The sequence below is a fragment of the Novosphingobium silvae genome (assembly GCF_009856825.1).
Classification (GTDB): Bacteria; Pseudomonadota; Alphaproteobacteria; order Sphingomonadales; family Sphingomonadaceae; genus Novosphingobium; species Novosphingobium silvae.
In genome coordinates this window covers 99,713-114,209 of the sequence record NZ_WVTD01000013.1, presented here as the reverse complement: position 1 = coordinate 114,209, position 14,497 = coordinate 99,713, and the positions used below count along the sequence as shown (strand labels likewise).

Below are 14,497 nucleotides of genomic sequence, written 5' to 3'. Positions count from 1 at the left end.
TAACAGCGGCTTGAGGCATGTCTCTCAACTCCATCCTCAACTCCGCCATGTCCGGTCTCGCGGCCTCGCAAGCCGCGATGCAGACCGTCTCCACCAATGTCGCGAACGTTTCCACACCGGGGTACGCCAGGCAAAAGATTGCCCAGAGCGCCTCGGTGGCGGGCGGCACCGTCAACGGCGTGGTGGTCGGCGAACCCTCGCGCGTGGCGGACAAGTTCCTCGAGAACGCCGTCTATACGCGCGCGGGCGCCGCAGGACGGACGGAAGCCGTTTCGACTTACCTCGACCGGTTGCAGGCAATGCTCGGGTCCCCGGACAGCACCTCCGGCCTTGCCGCCCGGCTGACCGCAATATCGAGTTCCGCCGGGGAGATCGCCGGGCTGCAAGGCTCGCCCGAGGCTATCGCGATGTTCACCGGCACCGTGGCCGACACGATCGACACGCTGGGTGGGCTTCAGGACGATGTCGCGGCGCTTCAGGCCGATGTCGAAAGCGAGGTCTCCGACACCGTCGGCCGGGTCAACGTGCTGCTGCGCAAGATCCACGACCTCAATGCAGAAGTGTCGCGACTTCAAGGCCTTGGCCTGACAACTTCAGGTCCGTCCGACGAGCGGATGTCCGCCTTGCAGGAACTGAGCGGCCTCGTCGAGGTCAACGTGCGAGAGCAGCCCGACGGGCGTGTCACCATCGACACCGCCTCGGGGCAAGTGTTGCTCGACCGGCGGCTGCGGCAGCTCAGCTACCCGACCGGAGTGGCAGCGGCGCAGGCGAGCTATTCGCCCATCGAGATCCGCTTCGCCGAGGCGGACGGCACGATGAAGGCCGCGACGGGCGAGAAGATCGATTCCATGGCCGTCGGCGGAAAGCTGGGCGGTCTGATCGACATGCGCGACCGTGCCCTGCCGAACTTCTCCGAACAGCTTGGCCAGCTTTTCACCGGCCTTGCCGAAACGCTCAACAAGGTCGCGAACGAGGGCACGACCCTTCCCCCGCCGCAGATCCTGACCGGACAGGCCAATGGTCTTGTCGGCAGCGACAGGCTCGGCTTCACCGGGAAGGCGACTTTCGCCGTGGTGGCCAAGGACGGCACGCTGGTAGGCAAGACCGAGATCGACTTCGACGCGCTGGGAGCCGGTGCCACCGTCGACGATGCGGTATCCGCCATCAATGCCGGGCTGGCGCCGCACGCCAGCGCCAGCTTCGAGGACGGCGTGCTCTCGATCCGGGCGGCTTCCAGCGCGCACGGCGTGGCCATCGCGCAAAATCCGCAGGCGCCGAGCGACCGCGCGGGCGCCGGGTTCTCGCAGTTCTTCGGCCTCAACAACCTCGTGCGCTCGGACGGCAGCGCGCTCGTTCCCCCCGGCTTCACCCGCACCGACGCGCATGGCTTCGAGGCCGGGCAGACCGCGCAGGTGGTGCTGCGCGATGCATCCGGCAAGGTCCTCGCCAGCCATGCGCTCACCGGGTCGGGCGGGTCCACATGGGGCGACATCCTCGACGAGCTGAACGCAGGCGCCTTGGGCGCTTTCGGCAGCTTCGAACTGGACGAGCGAGGCCGCGTCGACTTCACGCCTGTCACGTCGAGCGCCGGGGCCACGATCGCGATCCCTTCCGACTCGACTGACAGGATGGGCACGGGCCTGTCCTTCTCCGCTCTTTCGGGACTGACGGGCGCCGCCAGCGGCCTGCGCACCGCGCAGGTGCCTTCCGCGATCCTGGCCGACACGGCGCGTCTGCCGCTCGCACGTTTGCAGCTGGACGCAGGTATCGGCGAGAAGGCCATCGGCTCTGGCGACATCAGGGGAGCCAACGCGCTCGTCGATGCCCTGTCCGCGAGCGCGGACTTTGGCAAAGACGGGCGAGCAACCATCTCGATGTTCGCCAACCGCCTGTTGGGAACGGCGGGTTCCGAGGCATCGCTCGCCAAGGTCGCGCAGCAGGACGCCGCCGCACGCCTTGGCGACACGGTGAACCGGCGCGACTCCTTTTCGGGCGTCAACATCGACGAGGAGCTTGCACAAATGGTCGTGCTGCAGAACAGCTATTCGGCCTCCGCGCGGGTGATGACCACGGCCTCCCAGATGTACGAAACCCTCCTGGCCATGCTGTAACGAGGATAGACGGATGACCCGCGTTGCCACCATCCCCCTGCAGGCCACGCTGTCCGGCGCGATCCAGCGCTCGCAGCAGAACCTTGCCGCAAGCCAGTTGCAGCTCGCCACCGAGAAGAAGGTGAACGACTACGCCGGGCTCGGCCTCGATGCCGTGCGCACGCTTTCGGCGCGCTCGATGCTGGCGACGCAGGAGAGCTACAAGACCAGCATCGGCCGGGTCTCGACCACTCTCTCGCTCTATCAGGCCAACCTCGAACAGATCGACACTTCGCTGAGCGATCTTCGCGAGGAGCTTTTCTCGGCCGTCGGCACCGGCAATTCACCGGGGCTGCAGGACATCGTCGAGGATGCCTTCGCCGACATGCGCAACGCGCTGAATGCGCGGGAAGGCGGCGTTCCTCTCTTCGCCGGCTCGCAGACCTCGGCCACGCCGTTCCTCCCCAAGAGCTTGAACGAAACGGTTGGCCTGGAGGCGGCGGATGCCTTCGCCAATGACGATGTGCGCCAGTCGACGCGCGCGGGCGACGGAGTGGACGTGGAGTATGGGATCGGCGCCAGCGACGTCGGCGCAAGCCTGATCCCGGCCTTTCGCGCGCTTGCCGAGGCTGGGCCCTTCGGCGATACGCTGACCGATGCGCAGAAGCAGGCGATCACGGACGCGCTCGACCTGCTGGACGCGGGGATCACCGAAGTGCGATCCGTGAACGCGAAGAACGGGCGCAAGCAGGCCCATATCGAAACGCTGGGCGAGCGGGCGCAGGATCGCGTCGACCTCCTCACCGGCGTGATCGGCTCGGTCGAGGATGCGGATCTCGGGCAAGTGGCCATCGACATAACGCAGCGCCAGACGATCCTCCAGGCAAGCTACTCGGTCTTCGCGCAGCTCAACCAGATGTCGCTGGCCAATTACCTGAAGTAGGAACTACCGGGAGGACGAGCGCTCCAGCAGGTCCGCGAAGTCGCCTGCCGGGCTGGCCGAGGGGATCGCCGCCATCGCCTGGGCGAGCTTTGCGGGATCGGCTGCGCCCGGCTTGCCGGTCAGCATCTCGAACACCGGCGCCGATGGCAGACCCCGGAACCCGGCTTCATAGCGGTCATGGAGCGCCGCAAGGGCGGCCTCGCGCCCCAGCATGGCCTGCGAGATGGCAAGCCGCAGGACCTGTGCCTGTGCGACCGCATCCAGCGCCCTGCCACGCGGGAGCGCCTTCGCCGCCTTGTCCGCATAACCGGCCCAGTTGCGCTGCTGCCAGAGCACTTCGGCCTGCAGCGCGTCGGCATCGGGCAGGTCCTGCAGCACCGCAAGCGCTTCCTGTGCGCGGCCCACCTGCACCAGCGCGGCGGCTTCCACACGCCTGCGCTCGGCGAGTATGGCGTCGGGCAGCGCGGGATCGTCTGTCTGGCGCAGGATCTTCAGCGCTCGCTCGGGCCGCGCGGCGAGGATGTAGAGGCTGGCGACCCGCGCGGACAAGGGACCCCGGGCAAGGTCGCCCGCGCGCCGGGTGAGCTGGTAGGAGAGAAGGTCCGCCGCCCGCTCGTAAAGGCCCGCCTGCTGGAGGCGCGCGGCGAGGCGGCTTGCCATCAGGTCCCCCTCCGCGCCGGTGGGGGCGAGATCGCGGTAGTCCCAGTAGAGCCCGGCGGCCTTGTCGAGTGGCAGCTTGCGGGCGGGTTCGAGCACGGCTGCAAGTTTGGTGCGCAGGCCGGGCAGGACCTCGCTCGAGGCATCGCCATGGTAGCGCACCAGCGCCGCGCCCGCGGAAAGCGCTCCCGGCAAGTCGTCGCTCTCGTCGGCAAGGCGGTAGCTCAGGCGCAGGGCGCGCGCCTCGATGGCATCGCCTCGCCACGAATAGCGGATTTCCGAAAGGCGCTTCAGGGCCTCGGCCGGGGAGATCGCCTTGCGCGCGACGTCGCCCTCCAGCCCGCTGAGCCGCGCGTCCATGCGCTGCCGGGCACTTCCGGACTGCTCGACACGGGCGAAACGAAGACGCGCCTCGTCCGTCTTGCCAAGGGCAAGCTGTGCCCGCCCGCGCAGGAGATTGGCGGCGGGGTCCCGGTCGGGCAGCCACGACAGCCAGTGCAGCGCCTTTTGCGGTGCGCCCGCCTCGACGCCGGCATGGGCGGCCGCGATCACGAAGGGAGCCGCGCGCGGCTTGGCCAGGGCAGCATCGGCGCAGCGCAGCTGCTCCAGCGCCTGCTGCGCCAGACCGCCTTCGGATAGCGCGCGCATCCGCCACAGGCACGCCTCTGGATCGGCGCGAAGGCCCGGCATGTCGAGCGCGGCGACGGCGTCCTGCGCGCGGCCAAGCTGCGTCAGCGCCGCGCCCCGGGCAAGGCGGTAGGCATCCACCATGCCAAGATCGCGGTCATCCTGGAACATGACGTCGAGCACACCCAGCGCATCCGCCCCGCGTTCGGCCGCGATGAGGCTGCGGGCATAGTCCCAGCGGACCGCCTGCCGCCCGCCTGCCTGCGCCGTCGCGAGACGCCGCCACGCCTCCTTTTCGGCAAGGGCGGGCCAGGCCGAGCCTCCCGCGAGCGGTTGACGCTGGGCCAGCTCTGCGGCAAAGCCGGGCACGCGCGTGGAAGCTTGTCCGGCCGGAGCGACCGGGGCGGGAGGAAGCGTGGCGGAGGTCGTGCACAGGAGGGCGGCACAGCCCAGCAGGCGGGCGCGGGTCACAGGCTGCCGGCTCCCGCCAGACCCGACACGACGAACAGCGCGCCGCCGATGGCGCAGCCCACCAGGAACAGCACGATCGCGCCAACGATCCACAGCAGACTGGCCCCGTCACGCGGTTCTGCGGGATCCAGGGCCAGCGCCTGCGGTTGATCAGCGTGGGCGGAAGGACTGTCCGAGCGACGGCGGGCGGGCGTGGCGCCGGTGTCCCCCGGCACGGATGTCCGGCCGGAAGAGACCACCCGCACTCTGGCCGGACGCCGATCGCTGCTCATCTGTTCGAGACTCCTCAGGTTTCATCCTATTATAGGGGAAGAGCCCGCATCGCGGATCGGGCGACGCCATCAGCCGGAGCACTCGATGCAAATTCCCGTCCGTCACCGCCGCGCGCTTGCAGCGCTGTTGCTGGCGGCCTCGGTCCCGGCCGGGGCCGCGAACACCGAGCCCCGCAAATTCGCCGAGGTTCCCCCCGCCGATCCCACGTTCGTCGCCCTTCAGCCGGTCCATGTCCCGATCGTCGATGGGGGGCGGATCGACGGTGTCCTGCATGTGACCATCGTGGTCCAGGCCAGGACCGCCGTGGAAGCGGCCGCGCTCACGCCGCGCATGCCGCAGCTGCGCGCCGCCGCCCTTCCCGCCGCGATCGAATTCGCCCGCCTTCGCGCCTCCCGCTTCGCACCGGTGGAAGTGCCGCGCCTTGCCGCGATGATCGCCGCGCCGGTCAAGGCGGTGGATGCGGGGATCGACAAGGTGCTTATCACGCGGGTCTCGGCGACCGAGCGCTGAGGCCGCAGGCCTCGGCCGACACTGCCGAAAGCCCGCTGGGCAGGCGGGAAACGGCAAACCTAGCGGCCGCCCGCGCCGCCGCCCTGCCCCGCCGCTCGCCTGATGACGTGCCGCCCGGCAAGCGCCATCGACAGCTCCACTGCCGCGTCGGGCGACATGTTCGCCATGATCTGCGCCGTGGCCCGTTCGCGCATCCGCTGGGCGACTTCCTTCTGCACCTCGATGTCGAGCTTCTCGAAGATCGGCCCGGCGCGGTTGGGTTTCATCGTCTGGTAGATGCGGGCCAGATTGTCATAGGGCACCTGCGGCGCCTCCCCGCCCGGAGCGACCGGCGTCGAGGCGGCGGCCGCCTGCTGCTGCTTCATCTGCCCGGCGAGCCTTGCTTCTCCCGCGCGGACCGCCTGCTCGCGCATTTCGAGCTTGCGCTTTTCGGCCGCGGCATTCCGCCCGGCCCTGGCACCTGCTTCCTGCAGCGACACGCCAAGCCGGCTCGCATCCTCGCCGATCCCGGCCTTGAGGCCCGCCATCTCCGGAGAGGCGGCAAGCGCGATCGCATTCGCCACTGCCGCCGTCACGGCAAAGCCCAGCATCAGCCGCGTGGGCCGGGTCAGGGCCTTCAGCGCGATCATGCGACCGCGCTTCCGCGTGCGAAGATGCCGCCGATGCCGCGAACGTTGTTTGACGGCTCGACACCGGAGGGCTGCGGCGGTTCGGCGCGGGCAAGGTCTTCGGCCATGTCGTCGCTGCGAAGCGCACGCCTGCGCGCGCCCGCCTCCACCGACTGCGCCTGCCGCGCCGCATCCATGATGCGCTCCGCCGTGGAGTTACCGATTTCGACCATGACCGAAAGCTCGTCGCGCAGTGCTTCGGCCGCGGAAACCGCATTCGCCTGTGTGGTCGCTTCCGTGGACAGCACGAACTTGAGGTCCGCCAACACGAGCCGCGCCTGATGGGTGGCGCGGTCCAGCTTGTCCACGGCATCGTCGAGGTGGCTGGCGCGCAGTGCGCGGATCCGGCGGTCGATGCGGATGCTCTGCACCAGCACGCACAGGCACAGCAGCACCAGCGCCAGGTTGATCGCGGTCGAGATGCTCATTTCGGGTATCCCTTGGACAGGTCGGTGGCCATACGGATGGCGATGTTGCTCGAGCGCTGGCCGATGTGCGCGCGGCCCAGCGGCACGCCGCCGCAGTGGACCTGCAACGGCTCCTCGGGGCTGTGGCTGAGAGCGATCGTCTGCCCGGCCTTCAGGTCGCGCACTTCGCGCAAGGGCATCATCTTCTCGCCCAGCACGACGTCGAGCGTCACTTGCGTATTGTAAAGCTCGCTCGCCATGTGCGCGGACCAGATGTGATCCCGGCCCAGCTTCTCGCCCATGAAGCGCTGGAGCAGCTTGTCGCGCACCGGCTCGATCGTGGCATATGGCAGCAGGATCGAGAACATGCCGCCCCGCCCCTCCATGTTCACTCTGTAGCTCGCGACCGCCGCGGCATTGCTCGGCTCCGCGATCGCGGCGAAGCGAGGGCTCGATTCCATGCGCTCGAGGCCCATGGTGACGGCCGCGATTTCCTCGAAGGCGGCGGACAGGTCATCGAGCGCCATCTGCACCACCCGCGAGACGAGGCCCATCTCGATGGTCGTGAAACTGCGCCCCTCGGGCGGCGGCGTCCGCGTCCCGCCCCGGCCGCCGAGCAGCGCATCGACGACGGCATAGATCAGGCCGGCGTCTACCGTGACCACGCCGTAGCTTTCCCAGGGCTTTACCTGGAACACGCCGAAAAGCGCGGGCAGCGGCAGGTTGCCCATGAAGTCGCCGAAGCGCACCGAGGTGATCGATTCCAGGCTGACGTCGATGGCGTCGGAAGTGAGGTTGCGCATCGAGGTGGCGAAGGCGCGCACCATCCTCTCGCACACCACTTCCAGCATCGGCAGGCGCTCGTGGCTGATCACGTTCGATTCCAGCACCGCCTTCAGGCCGCGCCGGGGCACCGGCTCGCCGTCAACGGCCGCCAGCCTGATCGTCTCGGGTTTGCCCTGATCCTCGCTCATTGCTGGATCAGGTCCTGGATAAGGACGTCGCGGACCATGCCCTCGCCCAGCGCCGAGGCGGAGCGGCGCATCAGCTCCTCCTTGATGCGAAAGACCGCCGCCGCGCCGTTGAGATCGTCAGGCCGCAACTCGCGCAGGAAGGGCTGGAGTGCGTCGAGCACGACCGGCAGGCGCGCCTTGACCGCCTCGGTCTTGCCTTCCGCCGCGACGATGATGAAGCGTACCTTGAGGAACTTCGCCTGCGCTCCGCCGCCGCGAAGGTTCACCATCATCGGCGGGACTTCGATATAGGAGGCGGACGGATTGGCGTCCGAGGCGCCATCGGCGGAGCCTTCCTCGTGCTTCGCGGCACCTGCATGGTCCGCGCCGCTTCCCTGCATGTACCACCACACGCCCCCGGCACCCGCGAGCATGCCGACGACCACCACGGCGATCGCCAGCAGGCGCAGGCGCTTCTTCTTCGCCCCGGCTTCCGCCCCGCCGGGCAGTTCGGCCGGCACAAGCTCCACGGCCTGGTCGCTGGACATGCGTTTCACCCCTTAAATCTTGCACGTCCACCCGCGTGCCCGATTTCATTCCTATATATAGGATTGTTGCCCGGCCGGAGGCCTCCTTCCGGGTTATACCGAGATTTTTCGCCAGGGTGCCGGTGATGGACGTTTCCTCCTTCGTGCTGCTGAGCCACGAGCAGGCGCTGCGCCGCCAGCTCGACGTGGCCGCCAACAACATGGCCAACGTCTCCACCACCGGATACAAGCGCGAGCAGGCGCTGTTCCACGAGTATGTGGAGACCGCGCAGGCCGCCCCGGTACAGGAAGCGCGCAAGACGTCCTTCGTGCTTGATTACGGCGCGGTCCACGACATCGGCCAGGGCGCCTTCCAGGCGACCGGCAACCCGCTCGACGTGATGATCGAGGGACCGGGCTATCTCAACGTCGAACTGGGCGACGGGTCCACCGGCTACACCCGCGCCGGTTTCATCAAGGTGCTCGAGACCGGCGAACTCGCGACCTCGGGTGGCCAGCGGCTGCTCGACGAGAACGGCCGCCCCATCTTGGCGCCCACCGACCGGACGGGCAGCCTCACCATCACCGCCGACGGTTCGGTCATGGCGGGCGAGGAAGCGGTGGGCCGCCTGGCCGTCACCAGCTTCGCCGACGAGAACATGCTCGAAGCGCGGGGTGACGGCGTGCTGACCGGCCCCGGCGGCCAGGTCATGACCGCCGCGCAGACGAAGCTGCGCTCGGGCGGGGTCGAGGCCTCCAACGTCGAGCCCATCTCCGAGACCGCGCACATGGTCGAGATCCTGCGCTCCTACCAGACCAGCCAGCGCCTTTCTGCAGACCTTGCCGACATGCGCCGCCGCGCCATCGACCGCCTCGGCAAGATCGGCTGAGCCCCCTTCCCGCTACAGGAGTTCCCATGCGTTCGCTCTCCATCGCCTCCACCGGGATGCTGGCCCAGCAGACCAACGTCGACGTCATCTCGAACAACATCGCCAACATGAATACCACCGGGTTCAAGCGCCAGCGCGCCGAGTTCCAGGACCTGCTCTACCAGCAGGTCTCGCGGCCCGGTGCCGCGACCAGCCCGGATGGGACGAAAGTGCCCTCGGGCATCCAGATCGGAGCGGGCGTGCGCACCGGCGGCGTCTACCGCATCACCGAACAGGGCGCGCTGACCAGCACTGGCAATGCCTATGACCTTGCGATCGACGGCCCGGGATACTTCCAGGTCATGCTGCCCTCGGGCGACATCGGATATACCCGTGCAGGCTCGTTCCAGCTCTCGGACCAGGGCGAACTCGTCACCACTGACGGCTACCGCGTCCAGCCCGACATCACCGTTCCGCAGGGCGCGCTCAGCGTCACCGTCTCCAAGACCGGCGAAGTGCAGGTGAAGCTGGCCGGCCAGGCGGAGATGCAGACCGTGGGGCAGCTGGAGCTGGCGACCTTCATCAACGAGGCGGGGCTGGAGGCGATCGGCTCCAACCTCTTCGTCGAGACCGGCTCCTCGGGTCAGCCCAACATTTCCACCCCCGGACAGCCCGCCTTCGGCACTCTCAGCCAGGGCTTCATCGAGGCGTCGAACGTCAACCCGGTGTCCGAGATCACCTCGCTCATCACCGCGCAGCGCGCCTACGAGATGAACAGTCGCGTGCTCAAGACCGCCGACGAGATGCTGCAGACCTCGACGCAGACCGTCTGACGAGATGCTAGCGCTCCTGCTCCTCGCCGCTGCCGCGACTTCTCCCGCGCCGAAGGAAGCCGCGCCCGTGCTCGCAAGGGTGGTCGATCGCGGCGAGGTGCTGTCTACGTCGGACTTCGAGACCGGGCGGGTACTGCCCGCGATCGCGCGCAATGCCCTCAGCCCGGCCGAAGCGGCGGGGCAGGAAGCCGTGCGCCGCCTGAACGCGGGAGCGCCCGTTCGCAGCAGCGATCTGACCGCGCCCCGCGTGGTCCGGCGCGGCGATGCGGTGACCATCGCGGTCGTCTCCGGCGCGCTTCGGATCGCCTCGCCCGGGCGCGCGCTGGCCGATGCGGCGCGAGGCGACAACGTCCGGGTGGTCAGCCTCGCCACCAATCGCACGCTCGAAGGCGTCGCCGCCGCGCCCGGCGAAGTCCGCATTACCGCGCAGTAAGGATCGCTCCCGCGTGATGACCCTCCCGTTCCGCCCGCTCGTCTGCCTCCTCGCCTCGGCCTCGCTGCTCGCCGGGTGCGGCTCAGTGGGCCGCCTGAAGAACGTGGGCAAGGCCCCGAAGATGACAGAGGCCGGCGAGCCCGTGGCGCCGCATCTGGAGCCTTCGCTCGGCAACCATTCGGTCGCCGGCCGCGCGGCCGATGGCGGCGATCCCCAGGCGGAGCCGGCCGCGCGCGGCGCATCGCTGTTCCGCACCGGCGGCGGGGCGTTCTTCCGCGACCAGCGCGCCTCGCGCGTGGGGGACATCGTCACGATCCGCATCAACATCGCCGACAGCGCGCGCGTGGACAACGCTACCACCCGCACCCGCAACGGCAGCGAGAATGCAGGCATAGCGGCGCTGCTCGGCCTGGAAAGCCAGATCGGCAAGGTCCTTCCCGGCAATCCCGATCCCGGCAACCTCGCCAGCACCAGTTCCAAGTCGAGCGCGGTGGGCGCGGGCAATACCTCCCGGTCGGAACAGATCAACATGACCGTTGCCGCCACGGTCACGGGCGTGCTGCCCAACGGCAACCTCGCCATTCGCGGCAAGCAGGAAGTGCGCGTGAACTTCGAGCTTCGCGAACTCGTCGTGTCCGGCGTGATCCGGCCCGAGGACATCGCGCGCGACAATTCCATCCGCCACAGCCAGATCGCCGAAGCGCGGATCAGCTATGGCGGCCGGGGCCAGCTTACCGATGCCCAGCAGGCGCGCTGGGGCCAGCAGATCTACGACGCCCTGTTCCCCTTCTGACCGCTTGACCTACATAACCATTTAGGTTATATGCCGCAGCACTGGTCCGGTCTTACAAGCCCGGCCAGCAAAGCGGCGGGTCGGGAGCGTGTAGCTGACGCTCATCCTCCCGACGCGGTCGGCGCCGGTCGTGGACACCGGAACAGCCACAAGAGGATGCGCGGATGAATCGGAGATGTCACTCTCCGGGTAAGGCGGCATGGGAGCGAGCCCTGCCCGCCATCCTCGCGCACCACACGGGCTCGGTCTCGGGAGTTTCCCTCAGCCCTCCCGGGCCTTCGGCACGAATGCGAAGGAACAGGCATTGCCCGCGTGATGCCCGCGAGCACCCCAGCGCCGACCGCCATGCCGTCCGCTGACCCTCCCCGGCGTTACCCCGCATTCGCCAGCGGGCGATCGGCCGTGCCCGGAAGATTATAGTTTTTCCACAGGCTGCGACCGCCCCCTCCTCCCTCCTCCTAGAATGAACATGCACCCGTCCTTTTTCGGGACTGCACGGACGGCAGCGTTCCTGCCGGCGGGCCGCAGAATCGGCCTGTGACCTAGAAGGGAAATGTAAAATGGCGTTTTCGGTAAACACCAACGCTGGTGCCATGGCCGCTCTTCAGAGCCTCAATGCCACCAACCGTACGATGGAAACCACTCAGAGCCGCATCACCACGGGTCTGAACGTGGCGTCTACCAAGGACGATTCGGCGAAGTACACCGTCGCGCAGACGCTTCGCGGCGACCTTGGCAAGTTGAACGCTGTCACCAGCTCGCTCAACAACGCCAAGAGCGTCACGGACGTGGCGATCGCCGGTGCCGAGCAGATCTCCGACCTCGTCAACCAGATGAAGTCGAAGGCTCTCGAGGCATCGGACGCAGGTCTGGACCAGGAAAGCCGCAAGGCGATCTCGAACGACCTGCTCGCGCTCAAGAAGCAGATCAACACCGTGATCGAAGGCTCCTCCTTCAACGGCACGAACCTCCTGAAGGGCACGCCCGGCACGCCGGCAGGCACGGACGCGGACGGTGATCCGGTCGCTGCCGTCCCGGGAACGGGCGGCAAGGTCAGCGCACTGCAGTCGATCAGCGACGGCAGCACGCTCACCGTCAACAACCAGGGCCTCAGCACGGCTGCTGCTGAAGCGTTCGGCGCCGCAGGCACCGATACGCTCATCACCAACCTGCAGGGCGACGATGTCGAAGGCGATCCCGATGCCGGCACTCCGGTGGCTGCAAAGGGTTCCTTCGCTGCCGACGAACTGCTGGGCAAGCTGGACACCTTCTTCGAGGAGGTGAAGACCAGCCTCAGCGATCTGGGTGCGGGTTCGCGCCAGATCGAGGGCCAGCTGAGCTTCAACAGCAACCTGTCCGACGTGGTGACGACGGGCATCGGCAACCTCGTCGATGCAGACCTCGCCAAGGAGTCCGCGAACCTTCAGGCCCTTCAGGTCCAGCAGCAGCTGGGCGTGCAGGCTCTGTCGATCGCAAACCAGTCGCCGCAGACGCTCCTGTCGCTGTTCCGCTGATCGGCGGCAACTACGGGACCTTCCGGCCTGCCGGGAGGAATTTTCGGGAAAGCCGGGACGATGCATGTCGTCCCGGCTTTTTCTTCGCCTACGCGCCGCGTGAAAGCTGTGCCGCCGCGGGAAAGGCGTTCCCTTCCGCCTGTGCGACCATCATCGCGGCTGCCTCGCAGCCGCTGACCGCCGGCGCGTAGAGGTGCCCCTGCCCGGCGGTGCAGCCCAGATCCATGAGAAGGCGCGCCTGCTCCGCCCTCTCCACGCCCTCGGCAACGACGCCAAGGCCAAGCTTAGCCGCGATCCCGATCACGCCGCCGACGATCGCCTGGCTGGGGCCATCGTCGACGAGGCGATCGACGAAGGACTTGTCGATCTTGATGTAGTCGGCAGGCACGGTCATCAGATGGGTGAGCGAGGCATAGCCGGTGCCGAAATCGTCCAGAGCGACCCGGAGCCCGCGTGCCCGAAGCTTCTTCACCGATTCCTGCACGACCTTCGCTCCGTCATCCAGGTAGACGGACTCGGTGACTTCCAGGATCAGCCGGTCGAGCGGCACCTGCAGCCGGCCGAACGTCTGTGCGAGCGCCTCCTCGATCGACCCGCCGTGGAAGTCGGCGGACGTGACGTTGATGCTCACATGCGGCACCGGGATGTCGGCGAGCATCCACGAGTGCATGTCCTGCGCCACGCGGGCCATCATCCGGGCGGTCAGGCTGCGCGCGATGTGCGCGTCCGTCGTGGCATCGTGGAAGGCGGCCGCAGAGACCATTTCCTCGCCCCGACGCATGCGGCACAGCGCTTCCAGCCCGACAACCTGCCCACTCTCCAGCCTGACCACAGGCTGGTAGTGCGCCTCGATCCGGCCCTCGCGAAGGGCAAGGTCCACGTCGCGAATGGCCGTGAGCCGGCGCGTCATGCGCGATCCTATGTCGGGGCCGTAGAGGACGCAGCCGCCCCGCCCCGTCTCCTTCGCGTGGTAGAGGGCGAAGTCCGCGTTCAACCGCACCTTCTCGGCGTCGGGCGTTTCCGCCCCGCCATCCGGCACCGCCACTCCCATGGTCGCGCGCGGCACCACGATGTTGCCGCCGCAGTCGGTGGGAATGGCGATCTCGCGAAGGTAGGCCGATACGGTGGTCTCAAGCTCGGCGAGTGCCGCAGGGGTCGCGACGATGATCGCGAACTCGTCGCCGCCGATGCGGAAGACCCTTTCGGGAAACGCGGCGATGGTCAGCCGGTCGGCCACCTGCCGCAGCAGCATGTCGCCCGCGAAATGCCCAAAGGTGTCGTTCACGACCTTGTGGTTGTCCAGATCGAGCAGGCACAGCGCCCAGGAGGACTGCCCCACCCCATCGAGATCGAGCAGGGCGGCGTTGAAGGCGGCGCGATTGGCAAGGCCGGTCAGCGCGTCCGTGTTCGCCCGCCGCTCGTACTCCACCACGCGACGATGCCGGTCGAGCGCGATGACGCAAAGGTGAACGCAGCGGTCGACCAGTTCCCGCTCGGACTGAGAAGGTACTCGCTTCTCTCTGAAATATAGGGCGAATGTCGCCATCGGACTGCGTTGCGAGCCGAAGATCGGCTTCGACCAGCAGGCGTGCAGCCCGAGCGGAAGGATGAGGTCGCGGTACGCCGTCCACCGCGGGTCCGTGGCGATATCGACCGTCGTCACTTCCTCTCCCAGGTAAGCGGCAGTCCCGCAGGTCCCCGCGTGAGGGCCCGCCGGCACTCCGTCCACGGCGGCGCAGTAGGACGCGGGAAGGCTTGGCGCCGCGAGCGAGCGCATGCGGCCGATCGGATCGATGGTAAGGATGGAGCAGACGACGTCGGGAAACACGCGCTCGACCTCGGCACAGAGAGTATACGCGGTTTCGGCCAGCGCATCGCCCTTGGCGATCATCTCCAGGATCGTGTTCTGCAGCTCGATCATCGGCGCTC

General features: G+C 68.1%; 15 protein-coding genes. 8 read left to right on the top strand and 7 right to left on the bottom strand.

Translation table 11 applies throughout. From position 1 onward, the window contains the following. Positions 1 to 17: 17 nt before the first annotated feature. Positions 18 to 2,111, top strand: a complete 2,094-nt coding sequence (gene flgK, locus GR702_RS16035; protein WP_160986786.1) for a flagellar hook-associated protein FlgK — start codon at positions 18 to 20, stop codon at positions 2,109 to 2,111. Between the two features lie 13 nt (positions 2,112 to 2,124). Next, positions 2,125 to 3,033 (top strand): flagellin, encoded by a 909-nt coding sequence (locus GR702_RS16030; protein WP_160986785.1) that lies wholly within the window; start codon positions 2,125 to 2,127, stop codon positions 3,031 to 3,033. A gap of 3 nt (positions 3,034 to 3,036) precedes the next feature. On the opposite strand, the gene GR702_RS16025 is transcribed toward GR702_RS16030, so the two are convergent. Further along, positions 3,037 to 4,788, bottom strand: a complete 1,752-nt coding sequence (locus GR702_RS16025) for a hypothetical protein (RefSeq protein ID WP_160986784.1) — start codon at positions 4,786 to 4,788, stop codon at positions 3,037 to 3,039. Then, on the bottom strand, positions 4,785 to 5,060 hold the full coding sequence (locus GR702_RS16020; protein WP_160986783.1) for a hypothetical protein: 276 nt from the start codon (positions 5,058 to 5,060) through the stop codon (positions 4,785 to 4,787). The genes GR702_RS16025 and GR702_RS16020 overlap by 4 nt, the downstream gene beginning before the upstream one ends. An 85-nt stretch (positions 5,061 to 5,145) precedes the next feature. On the opposite strand from GR702_RS16020, the gene GR702_RS16015 reads away from it, so the two are divergent. Then, positions 5,146 to 5,571 (top strand): hypothetical protein, encoded by a 426-nt coding sequence (locus GR702_RS16015; RefSeq protein WP_160986782.1) that lies wholly within the window; start codon positions 5,146 to 5,148, stop codon positions 5,569 to 5,571. Between the two features lie 59 nt (positions 5,572 to 5,630). Here GR702_RS16015 and GR702_RS16010 read toward each other — a convergent pair whose 3' ends face one another. The 4 genes from GR702_RS16010 to GR702_RS15995 are packed head-to-tail and all read right to left on the bottom strand — an operon-like array spanning position 5,631 to position 8,147. Further along, the gene (locus GR702_RS16010) at positions 5,631 to 6,200 is read right to left on the bottom strand and encodes a MotE family protein (protein WP_160986781.1); all 570 of its coding nucleotides are present in this window, start codon (positions 6,198 to 6,200) and stop codon (positions 5,631 to 5,633) included. Beyond that, complete coding sequence (locus tag GR702_RS16005; RefSeq protein WP_160986780.1) at positions 6,197 to 6,667, bottom strand: DUF6468 domain-containing protein; 471 nt, start codon at positions 6,665 to 6,667, stop codon at positions 6,197 to 6,199. The genes GR702_RS16010 and GR702_RS16005 overlap by 4 nt, the downstream gene beginning before the upstream one ends. Further along, positions 6,664 to 7,620 carry a flagellar motor switch protein FliM gene (fliM, locus tag GR702_RS16000; protein WP_160986779.1) on the bottom strand — a complete coding sequence of 319 codons (957 nt, stop codon included), beginning with the start codon at positions 7,618 to 7,620 and terminating at the stop codon, positions 6,664 to 6,666. Before fliM ends, GR702_RS16005 begins: the two co-directional genes overlap by 4 nt. Beyond that, on the bottom strand, positions 7,617 to 8,147 hold the full coding sequence (locus tag GR702_RS15995; RefSeq protein ID WP_160986778.1) for a flagellar basal body-associated FliL family protein: 531 nt from the start codon (positions 8,145 to 8,147) through the stop codon (positions 7,617 to 7,619). Before GR702_RS15995 ends, fliM begins: the two co-directional genes overlap by 4 nt. Before the next feature lie 125 nt (positions 8,148 to 8,272). Here GR702_RS15995 and GR702_RS15990 point away from each other — a divergent pair, with 125 nt between their 5' ends. From GR702_RS15990 to GR702_RS15970, 5 genes are all read left to right on the top strand, one after another. Beyond that, positions 8,273 to 9,016 carry a flagellar hook-basal body complex protein gene (locus tag GR702_RS15990; protein WP_160986777.1) on the top strand — a complete coding sequence of 248 codons (744 nt, stop codon included), beginning with the start codon at positions 8,273 to 8,275 and terminating at the stop codon, positions 9,014 to 9,016. 26 nt (positions 9,017 to 9,042) lie between these two features. Continuing rightward, on the top strand, positions 9,043 to 9,828 hold the full coding sequence (gene flgG, locus GR702_RS15985; RefSeq protein ID WP_160986776.1) for a flagellar basal-body rod protein FlgG: 786 nt from the start codon (positions 9,043 to 9,045) through the stop codon (positions 9,826 to 9,828). A gap of 4 nt (positions 9,829 to 9,832) precedes the next feature. Beyond that, positions 9,833 to 10,261 (top strand): flagellar basal body P-ring formation chaperone FlgA, encoded by a 429-nt coding sequence (gene flgA / locus GR702_RS15980; RefSeq protein ID WP_160986775.1) that lies wholly within the window; start codon positions 9,833 to 9,835, stop codon positions 10,259 to 10,261. Between the two features lie 16 nt (positions 10,262 to 10,277). Then, positions 10,278 to 11,054 (top strand): flagellar basal body L-ring protein FlgH, encoded by a 777-nt coding sequence (flgH, locus tag GR702_RS15975; RefSeq protein WP_160986774.1) that lies wholly within the window; start codon positions 10,278 to 10,280, stop codon positions 11,052 to 11,054. 560 nt (positions 11,055 to 11,614) lie between these two features. Continuing rightward, positions 11,615 to 12,568 (top strand): flagellin, encoded by a 954-nt coding sequence (locus tag GR702_RS15970; protein ID WP_160986773.1) that lies wholly within the window; start codon positions 11,615 to 11,617, stop codon positions 12,566 to 12,568. Between the two features lie 88 nt (positions 12,569 to 12,656). Here the strand turns inward: GR702_RS15970 and GR702_RS15965 are convergent, their stop codons facing one another. After that, positions 12,657 to 14,489, bottom strand: a complete 1,833-nt coding sequence (locus tag GR702_RS15965) for a putative bifunctional diguanylate cyclase/phosphodiesterase (RefSeq protein ID WP_160986772.1) — start codon at positions 14,487 to 14,489, stop codon at positions 12,657 to 12,659. Positions 14,490 to 14,497 lie beyond the last annotated feature (8 nt).